Raw genomic sequence first — 11,702 nt, 5'->3', positions numbered from 1 at the left:
CCCGTGATCGCCGTCCAGTCGGGCGCGGCGGCGGACCGGCGCAGCAGCTCGCGCGCCACCTCGGCCACCTCGTCGTGTAGGTCGGCGAGGTCGTGCTCGTCGGAGGTCATCGTTTTCCCCTGGGTTCTCGAGGCAGGCCGAGGCCGCGCTCACCGATGATGGTGCGCTGGATCTCGCTGGCGCCGCCCGGAATCGTCCATTCCCACGAGCCGAGGAAGTCCAGCATCCAGGCGCCGGACTCCCAGCCGCTCGACAGCGGTTTGCGCAGCTCGGTGTGGGTGGCGAGCCCGGCTATCTCGGTGCCGAAGTCGGTCATCCGTTGCAGCAGTTCGCTGTAGAACAGTTTCACGATCGAGGCGTCGGCCGGGCCTGGCTGATCCTCGGCGGCCGCGACATCGGCGCACAGCGCGCGCAGCCCGGTGAGCTCGATCTCCAGTTCGGCGAGACGGTCGGCGACCAGCGGATCATCGAGCGGACAGCTCTCGACCAGGCGCCGGAAACCGTTGTTGCCCAGCCGTTCGGCCAGTTCGAGCATGGTCATGCCGCGTTCGGCGCCGAGCGTACGCTGGGCCACCTGCCAGCCTTCGTTCTCCGCGCCGACCAGCCGATCGGCGGGGATAACCACCTCGTCGAGGAAGATCTCACAGAAGTGCGACTCCCCTGTCGCCTGCCGGATGGGCCGCACCTCGACGCCGGGGGCGCGCATGTCCAGCAGGAAGTACGAGATGCCGTGGCGCGCGGGCGCGTCGGGGTCGGTGCGGGCGAGCAGCAGACACCAGTCCGCGTGCCGCGCGCCGCTGGCCCACAGCTTCTGTCCGGAGACGACATAGCCGTCGCCGTCGCGGCGGGCGGTGGTCGCGAGCGCCGCGAGGTCCGAGCCCGCGCCCGGCTCGGAGAAGCCCTGGCACCAGATCTCGCCGTCGAGGATCGCCGGCAGGTGGCGGCGGCGTTGCTCGTCGGTGCCCGCGGCGAGCAGGGTGGCGGCGGCGTGGTGGATCGAGACGAAGGCCAGGACCAGTCGGGGCGCGTCGTGGGCGGCGAGCTCCTGATAGAGCACCACCTGCTCGGCCGTCGACATGCCGCCGCCGTATTCCTTCGGCCAGTGCGGGACCGCGAAACCGGCCCCGCGCAACGTCTGGAACCAGGACTGCTGGAAATCGACGAACTCGCGCTCGGAGACTCCTGTCTGCGCCTGTCGCCAGTCGGCGGGAATCCGCGTCCGGCACCACTGCCTGACCTCGGCGCGGAAGTCGTCGATGGTGCGCGCGGTCGAGGTCATCGGGGGCGCGCGTTCTCGTGCAGGGCCAGCAGCCGATCGCGGTGCGCGGCGGACTGCATGGTGGCGACCTCGGCCGCGAAGCCGGCCTGCATCGGACCGCCGAGCGCTTGGGACAGATACATGTTCACGATCCGCTTGGTGCCGCGCACGGCCTCGGGCGGCAGCGCGGCCAGCCGGTGCGCCAACGTCCGTGCCTCGTCGAGCAGGGCGTCGGGGGCGACGCTGCGGGTGGCGAGCCCGAGTTCCACGGCGGTGGCCGCCGAGATGCGGTCACCGGTGAACAGGAATTCGCGCGAGCGCAGGATCGGGGTGAGCAGCGGCCAGAACGCCGCCCCACCGTCCCCGGCGATCAGCCCGACCGTGACGTGCGGATCGGCCAGATGCGCCCGCTCGGAGATCAGCGCCACATCGCAGAGCACCGCGAGGCTGGCCCCGAGCCCCACGGCGGGGCCGTTGACCGCCGCGATCACCGGCAGCGGGAAACGCAGCATCTCCTCGATGATCTGCGCGCCCTCCCGGATGCTCTCGTCGCGGCCGACGGGGTCGTCGAGGAAGGAGGTGATCCAGCCCAGATCGCCGCCCGCGCTGAACGCGCGACCCGCCCCGGTGAGGATCACCACCGCGGCGTCGCGGTCGGCGGCCAACTGCCGCCACACGTTCGCCAGCGCCCAGTGCAGCGCCTTGTTCACCGCGTTGAGCTCGTCGGGCCGGTTGATCACCACCGTGCGGATCGGGCCGTCGCATTCGACGATCAGTTCGTCGGGCAAGTCGTATTTCACCGCGCCACCCCCGGGTACTCGTCGGCATGTCCCGCGCCGAACAGCCCGGTCAGCCCGGTGCGGCCGAGGCGGTCGGTGAGGACCTCGCTGGTCGCGGACAGGCCCAACGGCAGTCGCCGCAGCGGCAGGCTGTAGCGCGAGAGCCACGACAGCGGCGACTCGTCGCAGAAGCCGATGGCGCCGTGCAACTGGTGCGCGACCCGGAAGACGATCTCGGCGGCCTCGATCGCGGCCGAGCGCAGCGCGAGCGCGTCGTCGAGCGCCTCAGGCCGCCCGGCCTGGATGCTCCACAGCGCGTATTTGGCCAGCATGTCGACGCCGCTACGCTCCACCTCGGCGTCGGTGAACTGGAACTGCACGCCCTGCAACTGCGCCAGCGGCTTGCCGAACTGCTCGCGCAGCAGCACGTGGGCGCGGGTGAGATCCAGGGCGCGGTCCAGCATGCCGAGCAGCGTCCAGCACGGCAGCACCAGCCCCAACGCCACATCGGCGGCGCCGTCGTCGTCGAGGTGGCGCAGTGCGAGGGAGGTGACGAACGCCGAGGTGCGGGGCGCGTGCGCGGGCCCGACCTCGACGGCGGAGCGTCGACCGGTGATCGTCACCGCCGCCCAGCGCAGCGCGAGGTCGGCGACGGGCGCGGCCGGGTTGGTCTCGGCGACGACGAGCAGTCCGTCGACCGCGAGATCGGTGGGCCGGGCCAGCCGTTCGGCCAGCGGATAGGGCAGCGCCCAGTAGCCCGCGCTGCGGCACAGGGCCGCCGCCGCCTCCAGCTCGTCGGCGTCGCCGCGCGGATCGAGATCCCACGCACCCAACCGCGCGAGCACCGGCGCGAACACGCTCTCGCGCCGCGCGGGTTCGCGTTCGCCGAGCTGGACCAGCTCGTCACCGCCCGCCGCCGCCAGCGCCAGCGATGCCTGTCGGCCGAATTCGAGCGCGTCCGCGCTCAGCTCGATGTTCACGACGCCGCCAGCAGCGCGCGGGCCAGCAGAATCCGCTGCATCTCGATACTGCCCGAGGCGACGGTGGCGGCCTGGGAGTAGCGCCAGTGTTCCTCGGCCTCGCGCCGGAACCGATGTGGCCCGTCGGCGCCGGCCGGGTCGAGGTGGGCGGCGAGTTCCACGAGTACCTCCGCGCTGTCCTGGTCGAGGGTTGTCACCGCGATGCGGTAGGCGGCGGCGTCGCTGGGTCGTACCTGGCCCAGGCGTTGCAGCGACAGCACTCGGTAGGCCAGTAATCGCGCGCGACGGCAGTGGGTCAGCATGCGGGCCCAGCGGCCACGGAGTTCGGCGGGCAGCGCGTCCCAGCGCTCGCCCAGCGCCGACGGCGCGGCGAGCAGCAGCCGTTCGCAGCGGGCGTAGCGGGCGATGCCGACCCGTTCGAAGGCCAACACCTCCTGCGCCACCTTCCAGCCCTCGTCGACCGGGCCGAGCACGTCGGCTTCGGTCACTCGCAGGTCGTCGAAGAAGACCTCGTTGAGGTGGTGCGGGCCGATCATGGAACGGATCGGGCGCACCTCGATGGCCGGGTTGGACATCGGAACGAGGAAGATCGTCAGCCCGGACTGTTTGCGTTCGCCGGTCGAGGTGCGGGCGAGCAGGAAACACCACTGGGCCATCGCGGCGTAGGAGGTCCACACCTTCTGTCCGGTGATCCGCCAGCCGTCGCCGTCGCGGCGCGCCGCGGTACGCAACGACGCCAAATCAGAGCCCGAGTCCGGTTCGCTGAAACCCTGGCACCAGATCACCTCCCCCCGCGCGATCGGCGGTAGATGGGTCCGCTGCTGGGCCTCGGTGCCGTGCCGCATGATCGTGGGCCCCACCCAGTTCACGCCCATGTACTGCGCACCGCGCGGTTCGTGGTGGGCCCACATCTCCTCGCGCACCACGGTCTGTTCCCAGATGGAGGCGTCGCGGCCGCCGAACTCGGCGGGCCAGGCCAGGCAGAGCAGACCGCGTTCGGCCAGCAGGCGGGAAAACCGCTGGGCGGCCTCGAAATCGGCCGGGTCGTCGGTGAAGGCCCCCAGAAAATCAGCCGGGACGTGCTCGTCCACCAGACGACGCAGCTCCCCCCGCAGGTCCGCGGCGGCCGTTCCCATCGTGAAATCCATGATCGGACTGTAATTAATCCTCATAAGGATAGCAATATTTGACATAATAAGGATAGCAATACTTGAATGGTTGACCCGCGATCAATTACACTCCCGCCATGGATGATCGGCGGGTTCGTTGACCACCCCGAGACGGGGCCGAGTTCCGCAGCGCCGCATCGCGGAGACCGTCGCGGCCGAACTGCGCGACCACATCCTCTCCGACGACAACTACCGCCTCCCCACCCAGGATCAGCTGGTCAAGGACTTCGGCGTCAGCTACCCCTCCATCCGGGAAGCGCTGCGCATCCTCGAGACCGAGGGCCTGGTCACGGTCCGGCGCGGCAACATCGGCGGCGCCGAGGTACACCGGCCCGACGAGGTCTCTGCGGCCTATCACCTCGGGCTCGCCCTGCAGGGCGCCCGCGTGACGCTGGGCGATCTCGCGTCCGGACTCCAGGCGCTCGAGCCGATGTGCGCCGCCGCGTGCGCCCGGCGCGAAGACCGCGCCGAGGTGGTCGTCCCAGCCCTCGAGGCCGCCGTCGACGACTCGGCCACCAAGGTCGGCGACGGTGTGGCCTTCACTCAATCCGCCCGCGAGTTCCACGATCTCGTCGTCTCGTTCACCCCGAACGTGACCATCCGCTACGTCGTCAGCACGCTCGTAGCCCTGTGGTCGGCACAGGAGCAAGCCTGGGCGGAAGCGACGACCCGGAGGGGCGAGTACCCGTCCGAGGCCGACGCGCGCGACGCCGTGCGGTTCCATCGCCGGCTCGTCGAGCAGATCGCCGCGGGTCAGGCCGAGGAGGCCGAGCGGTTGGCGCGCGCGCACCTGGCCGCGACGCAGGCAGTGGTGCTCGAACGTTTCGACGGCGGCGTCGTCAACGCGTCGTCGGCCATGTCGCGCCAGTCGATCCAGTCCGGCCACCGCGCACGCCTCTAGCCGAGTCGCGCCGAACTCGCCGATTTCCTCAAGGCGCACCGCTCCCGCTTGCAGCCCGGCTGAACCCCCCGGGACTTCGCGCGGCTCTCCGCAGCCTGGCCGCACTACGCCGATGATCGAATCACGGTGGAGCGCAACAGTATTCACTCGCCGTGCGCCGTATCCCACCGCCGCGCGCCTACCGGCAGTACGCGACCGCGTTCACCCCCGCTGACGGAGCCGAATCGCACGACCCGCCCCGCGCGACCCAGCGCGGGGCTTCTTCGTACGCGGATCACCACGCGATTCCCCATAAAACCGCATGTCACCGACGGTAGAGTACGACTTGCTTCATAGGAGATCGTGATTCTCACTCTTCGCGCATGCTAGCTAATCCTTACAAGGATAACAATACTTGCAATGCTCACGGCTTGCTGGCAGGCTCCGAGCCACCGATGAAGTGGTCCGCATCACGCTCCGGCGATCCGCAGGACAGCGACGCCACCCATCGCGGACCCCGACGCACTCACCCGGAGGAGGCCCCACCTTGATACAAGGGGCGCGCTACACCAGCACCACAGCAACAAGCCTCGCCGAAGGGTGGAGCCTGGAACGCCTCACGCCGCCGAGCCGGCTCTTCGGCGCCAACGGCCTGCGCACCGGCCCCGACGGCCGCATCTACGTCGCCCAGGTGACCGGCAGCCAGATCAGCGCCCTCGACGTCGCCACCGGCGGACTCGAGACGATCAGCGCCAAGGGCGGCGACATCATCGCCCCCGACGACCTGGCCTTCGACGACCACGGCAACCTGTTCGCCACCGAGGTGATGGACGGGCGCGTCAGCATGCGCGGCGCCGACGGACAGACCAGGGTGTTGCGCGACGATCTGCCCAGCGCGAACGGCATCACCGTGCACCAGAACCGGTTGTTCGTCAACGAATGTCGCGTCGGCGGACGGCTGATGGAGCTGTTCACCGACGGCAGCGAGCCCCGCGTCCTGGCGGAGAACCTCGCCATGCCCAACGCCATGGAGGTCGGTCCCGACGGGCTCCTCTACTACCCGGTGATGGGCACCAACGACATCTGGCGGATCGACCCGCGCGGCGGCGAACCCGAACGCGTCGTCGGCGATCTCGGCGTGCCCGACTCGGTGAAGTTCGACGCGGCGGGCAACATCGTCTCCACCCAGGTGAGCACCGGCGAGGTCCTGCGCATCGATCCCCGAACCGGACAGCGCACCGTCCTGGCCACCCTGAACCCCGGCCTGGACAACTGCACGTTCGTCGACGGCCGGCTCTTCGTCTCCAACTTCACCGGCGAGATCACCGAGATCCTCGACGGCGGCGAGACCAGAACCACTCTGCCCGGCGGCCTGAACTGGCCGCTGGACCTCACCGTCGGCAGCGACGGCGAACTCTACGTCGCCGACGGCACCTACTTCTACGTGCTGCGCCCGGGACAGGCCCCGGAAACGGTCGGCATGCTGTTCAGCCCCGGCTATCCCGGCTTCATCCGGGGCGTCACCGCCGTCGGCGCGGGGGAATTCGTGGTCACCACCTCGGGCGGACAGATCACGCGGTGGCGGCCGGCGAGTCAGGAGAGCGAGGTGCTGGCCGACGAACTCGACCAGCTCTACGGCGTGGCGCTCGGACCCAACGGCGACATCGTGGCCACGGAGTTCGGCCGCGGCCGGGTGCTGGCCGTGCGGTCCGGCGGCCGGGTCGAGGAGCTGGCCTCGGGCCTGAACCAGCCGATCGGCGTCGCGTTCACCACCGGCGGGACCTGCCTGGTCGCCGAAGCCGGCGCGGGCCGCATCGTCTCGGTGAGCAGTGCCGGGGTCGACACGGTGGTCGACGCGCTCGAGCAGCCCCAGGGCATCCTGGTGCGCGGCGACACGCTGTACGTCGTCGACGTGGGCAGCAAGTCGCTGATCAGCGTGGATCTGGCAACCAAGGTGCGGACCACCCTGGCCCGGAATCTGCCGGTCGGCGCGCCTCCCGGCGTCACGCCCAAGCCGCTGCGCGGGCTGCCGCCGTTCTCCGGTCCGCAGGGCCCCTTCGCGGGGATCACCGCCGGACCCGACGGGACCCTGTACCTGTCGGCCGACGCCGAGGGCAGCGTGCTCGCGCTGCGCCCCACGGCATGAACCCGGCGGTGGCGGCCGGGTCGATCGACCTGAGCGGACGCGTCGTCGTGGTGTCCGGGGCGGCGGGCGGCGGCATCGGCACCTCGGTGGTGGAGATGGTCGCGCGGGCCGGGGCCACCGTGATCGCGGTGAGCCGATCGAAGGACAACCTCACGACCCACATCGACCCGCTGATCGAGCAGGGGCTCGCGGTGGTGCCGGTGGCGGCCGACGCCGCCACCGACGACGGCATCGCCACGGTGCTCGCGACGATCCGCGCCACCGAGGGCGACCTGCACGGTCTGGTCAACGTGGCGGGCGGCGCCGCTCCGGCGACGTGGATGCCCGCGCTGCGGGTGAGCCGCGCCGATTGGCGCGCGCTGTTCACCCAGAACCTCGAAACGATGTTCTTCATGAGCCAGGCCGTCGCCGCCGAGCTCAAGGCGCGGCAACTGCCCGGCTCGATCGTCTCGATCTCCTCGATCAGCGGCATGAACACCGCGCCGTTCCACATCGGCTACGGCACAGCCAAAGCCGCGTTGGTGGCCGCGACCCGGACCCTGGCGGTCGAACTCGCCGCCGACGGCATCCGGGTCAACGCCATCGCGCCCGGGGTGACCAAGACCCCCGCTTCGGCGACCTACGTCGGCGAGGACGCCGACCGGGACCGGCGCGCCATCGCCATGGGTCGGCGCGCGCGGCCCGAGGAGCAGGCGGGCGCGATCCTGTTCCTGCTCTCGGACCTGTCGACCTACATCACGGGTCAGACGCTGCTGGTCGACGGCGGACTCGACCTCAAGTGGACCCATCTCGACGCCGATCACACATCGCTGTTCCTCGAGGACGACGCGTTCCGCACCGCCATCACCCGCTAGGAGAGGTCATGACCGACACCACAGAGTCCGCGCTCACCGCTACCGAGGAGGCGCTGTCGACCCCGCGCTCGATCGGCGTGGAGGCCTATCTGTCGCCGGACTACGCCCGCGCCGAACGCGACAAGCTGTGGACCAAGGTGTGGCAGCAGGTCGGTCGGGTCGAGGAACTGGCCCAGGTCGGCGACTTCCTCACCTACGACATCCTCGACGACTCGATCATCGTGGTGCGCTCGGCGCCCGACACGCTGCGCGCCTACTACAACGTCTGCTCGCATCGGGGCCGCCGGCTGATCGACACTCCCCCGGGCGCGCGGGAGGCGCACGGCCGCCGCAAGCAGTTCGTCTGCGGGTTCCACGGCTGGCGCTACGACCTCGAGGGCCGCAATACCTTCGCGGCCGAGCAGCAGGACTGGCCGTGCGGGCTGACCCCGGACCGCACCCGGCTCGGCGAGGTGCGGGTCGACACCTGGGGCGGCTGGATCTGGATCACCATGGACCCCGAGGCCGAGCCGCTGCGGGAGTACCTGGAGCCCGCGGCCGGTCTGCTCGATCCGTTCCAGCTGGAGAACATGCGCTATCGGTGGCGGCGCTGGCTGGTCTTCGACTGCAACTGGAAGGTCGCGTTGGAGGCGTTCATGGAGACCTACCACGTGCCCTACACCCACCCCGAGTTCATGAACTTCGGCAATTTCCTCGGGTGGTCGCGCGCCCAGGGCAAGCACAGCAACATCGGCTACGACGCGCCAAAGGGCATGGAGGAGAACCAGGCCAAGCTGCGGCTCGGCGCCGGACCGGACGCCCGCATGTCCACGGCCGAACTCCAGAACTTCACCTGGGAGAACGCCAACACCAACACCACCCGCACCCTGGTCGACGCCGCGAATCGGCTGGTCGCGGAGCTGCCCGAGGGCACCCCGGCCGATCAGGTGCTCAAACACTGGCTGCAATCGGCCCGCGAGTACGACGCCGATCGCGGGGTGGTGTGGCCGACGGTGGACCCGCAGGTCGTCGCGGCGGCGGGGACCGCGTGGCAGATCTTCCCCAACTTCCAGATCGGGCACGCGCTCAACAACATGCTCTGCTACAGCGCCCGGCCCTACGGCTACGACCCCGACAAGTGCATCTTCGAGGCGGCCGTCTACGAACTGTTCCCGGCCGGCCAGGAACCGAAGACCGAGTGGGAGTACACCGCGGCCGACGATCCGGCCTGGCGCACCGTCCTGCCCCAGGACTTCTCGAACATGGCCGCCGTGCAGCAGGGCATGAAGACGCGCGGCTTCGCCGGGCCGATGCCCAACCCCTACCGCGAACGCAGCGTCGTGAACCTGCATCACAACCTGGCCACCTACATGGGCACCGGCGCACCGCGCGACCTCGCCTAAGTCCCGTGCCCTGATCACCCGAAACACCGCACCACACCGAGGAATTCGCATGCAGAACTGCGCACCAACGCAGACACCCGAGGTCGATCACGAAGCGCTCCGGGCGAAGTATCTCGCCGAACGCGACAAGCGCATCCGCCCCGAGGGCCAGCAGCAGTACGTGACGGCCGAGGCGGACTTCGCCGAGTATCACGAAGCCGACCCGTACACCCCGGTCCAGCCGCGACCGCCGATCTCCCAGGACATCGACGTGGCGATCCTCGGCGGCGGGCTGGCCGGACTCGTCACCGCCGCCCGGATCAGCGAGGCCGGGGTGGCGGACTTCCGGATCATCGAGCACGCCGGCGATTTCGGCGGCGCGTGGTATTGGAATCGCTACCCCGGCATCCAGTGCGACACCGACTGCTACTGCTATCTCCCGTTGCTCGAGGAGGTCGGCTACGTCCCGAAGCAGAAGTACTCCTACGGCGACGAGGTCTTCGAGCACTGCCAGCGCATCGGCAGGCACTTCGGTCTCTACGACAAGGCGATCTTCGGCACGCTCACCCGCTCGATGGCGTGGGACGAGTCGATCCAGCGCTGGCGGATCGGCACCGATCGGGGCGACGAGATCCGCGCCCGCTTCGTCGTCATGTGTCAGGGCCCGTTCAACCGGCCCAAGCTGCCCGGCATCCCCGGTCTGGGCGATTTCGCGGGACACACCTTCCACACCGCGCGCTGGGACTACGAGTACACCGGCGGCGATATGCGCGGGGGCCTGGACAAGCTCGCCGACAAGCGGGTGGCGATCATCGGGACCGGCGCCAGTGGCGTGCAGTCCATCCCCCACCTGGCCCGCTCGGCGCGCCATCTCACCGTCTTCCAGCGCACCCCGTCCTACATCTACGAGCGCGGCAACGTGCCCACCGACCCCGCGTGGGCCGAGAGCTTGCAGCCCGGCTGGCAGGAGGAGATCCGCCGCAACTTCCACACCGGCGCGTTCGAAGCCTACGGTCCCGGTCAGGACGATCTGGTCTGCGACGGCTGGACCGAGGTCAGCCGCAATGTGCGCGACCACCTCGACAGCACCGGCGGCTGGGCGGAGCTGACGCCGGAGAAGTTCATGGAGCTGCGCGAGCTGGCCGACTATCGGGCGATGCAGCGGGTGCGCGACCGGGTCGACGAGATCGTCACCGACCCGGCGACCGCCGAGGCGCTCAAGCCCTACTACCGGTTCCTGTGCAAGCGGCCGTGTTTCAACGACGAGTACCTGCCGACCTTCAACCGCGACAACGTCACGCTCGTCGATGTTTCCGGCACCAAGGGCGTAGAGCGGATCACCGCCAAGGGCATCGTCGCCGACGGCGTCGAACACGAAGTGGACTGCATCATCTTCGCCAGCGGTTTCGAGATCACCACCGACCTCGACCGACGCTTCGGCATCGCCCCCTACGTGGGCCGCGACGAGCTCTCGCTCTACGACCACTGGGCCAAGGGCTACCGCACCCTGCACGGCACGATGACCACCGGTTTCCCGAACCAGTTCTTCACCGGGTTCGTCCAGGGCGGGGTGACCGCGAGCACGACGGCTATGTTCGAACAGCAGGCCCGCCACATCGCCTTCATCATCGAGCAGACGATGAGCCGGGGCGCGACCATGGTGGAACCCACCGCCGACGCGCAGGAACAGTGGTGCGCGACCGTGCGCGAGAGCGCGATCGACAACAGCAACTTCCAGCGCGAGTGCACCCCCGGCTACTACAACAACGAGGGCGAACAGCAGATCCGCTCCCACCTCGGCGACCCGTACTGGCCCGGCTTCTACGCCTTCGAGGATCTGCTCCAGGCGTGGCGCGACACCGGCGAGCTGCCGGGCCTGGCGCTGGGCACCCCGACCGAACCGGCCCGATGAGGCGCGCGGCGAGCGGAGCCCACCATGTCTGAACTCGGGTTCGAGGGCAGAGTCGCCGTGATCACCGGCGCCGGACGCGGATTGGGCCGCGCCTACGCGCTGCTGCTCGCCGCGAAGGGTGCCAAGGTGGTCGTCAACGACCCCGGCGCCACCATCAGCGGGGACAGCGGCGACGCCGGAGTCGCCGCGGCGGTGGTCGAGGAGATCACCGCCACCGGCGGCATCGCGGTGGCCAGCACCGATTCGGTGGCGACGGCGCAGGGCGGGCGCGCGATCGTGGCGACCGCGATCGAGGCCTTCGGCCGGATCGACATCATCGTGCACAACGCGGGCAACAACCGGTACGCGCCGCTGGCACAGATG

Annotated in this window: 10 protein-coding genes; 6 read left to right on the top strand and 4 right to left on the bottom strand. The window is 69.9% G+C overall.

The annotated features are described in order from the left end of the window. Positions 1–106: 106 nt before the first annotated feature. Genes ACFWF3_RS08800 through ACFWF3_RS08785 form a run of 4 tightly spaced genes read right to left on the bottom strand, consistent with a single transcriptional unit; the run spans position 107 to position 4,165 of the window. A complete protein-coding gene (locus ACFWF3_RS08800) occupies positions 107–1,279 on the bottom strand; it encodes an acyl-CoA dehydrogenase family protein (RefSeq protein ID WP_379313112.1) in 1,173 nt (390 codons plus the stop codon). Next, positions 1,276–2,058: an enoyl-CoA hydratase/isomerase family protein gene (locus ACFWF3_RS08795; protein WP_379313111.1), complete on the bottom strand. Its 783-nt coding sequence runs from the start codon at positions 2,056–2,058 to the stop codon at positions 1,276–1,278. Before ACFWF3_RS08795 ends, ACFWF3_RS08800 begins: the two co-directional genes overlap by 4 nt. After that, positions 2,055–3,017, bottom strand: coding sequence for an acyl-CoA dehydrogenase family protein (locus ACFWF3_RS08790; RefSeq protein ID WP_379313110.1), 963 nt, complete (start codon positions 3,015–3,017; stop codon positions 2,055–2,057). Before ACFWF3_RS08790 ends, ACFWF3_RS08795 begins: the two co-directional genes overlap by 4 nt. Further along, on the bottom strand, positions 3,014–4,165 hold the full coding sequence (locus tag ACFWF3_RS08785; protein WP_379313109.1) for an acyl-CoA dehydrogenase family protein: 1,152 nt from the start codon (positions 4,163–4,165) through the stop codon (positions 3,014–3,016). Before ACFWF3_RS08785 ends, ACFWF3_RS08790 begins: the two co-directional genes overlap by 4 nt. 118 nt (positions 4,166–4,283) lie before the next feature. On the opposite strand from ACFWF3_RS08785, the gene ACFWF3_RS08780 reads away from it, so the two are divergent. The 6 genes from ACFWF3_RS08780 to ACFWF3_RS08755 form a co-directional block, all read left to right on the top strand. Beyond that, positions 4,284–5,087 (top strand): FadR/GntR family transcriptional regulator, encoded by an 804-nt coding sequence (locus tag ACFWF3_RS08780; protein ID WP_379313107.1) that lies wholly within the window; start codon positions 4,284–4,286, stop codon positions 5,085–5,087. Between the two features lie 526 nt (positions 5,088–5,613). Then, positions 5,614–7,212, top strand: coding sequence for an SMP-30/gluconolactonase/LRE family protein (locus ACFWF3_RS08775; protein ID WP_379313106.1), 1,599 nt, complete (start codon positions 5,614–5,616; stop codon positions 7,210–7,212). Beyond that, positions 7,209–8,066, top strand: a complete 858-nt coding sequence (locus ACFWF3_RS08770; protein WP_379313105.1) for an SDR family NAD(P)-dependent oxidoreductase — start codon at positions 7,209–7,211, stop codon at positions 8,064–8,066. The genes ACFWF3_RS08775 and ACFWF3_RS08770 overlap by 4 nt, the downstream gene beginning before the upstream one ends. 8 nt (positions 8,067–8,074) lie before the next feature. Next, positions 8,075–9,448 (top strand): SRPBCC family protein, encoded by a 1,374-nt coding sequence (locus tag ACFWF3_RS08765; RefSeq protein ID WP_379313104.1) that lies wholly within the window; start codon positions 8,075–8,077, stop codon positions 9,446–9,448. 49 nt (positions 9,449–9,497) lie between these two features. Next, positions 9,498–11,339, top strand: a complete 1,842-nt coding sequence (locus ACFWF3_RS08760; RefSeq protein WP_379313103.1) for a flavin-containing monooxygenase — start codon at positions 9,498–9,500, stop codon at positions 11,337–11,339. Between the two features lie 24 nt (positions 11,340–11,363). Then, on the top strand, positions 11,364–11,702 hold a 339-nt coding region (locus tag ACFWF3_RS08755; RefSeq protein ID WP_379313102.1), incomplete at its 3' end, for an SDR family NAD(P)-dependent oxidoreductase.

The organism is Nocardia sp. NPDC060220 (assembly GCF_042727815.1).
GTDB lineage: Bacteria > Actinomycetota > Actinomycetes > Mycobacteriales > Mycobacteriaceae > Nocardia.
The sequence above is the reverse complement of the archived record's forward strand: the minus strand, read 5'-3'. Positions and strand labels throughout refer to the sequence as shown.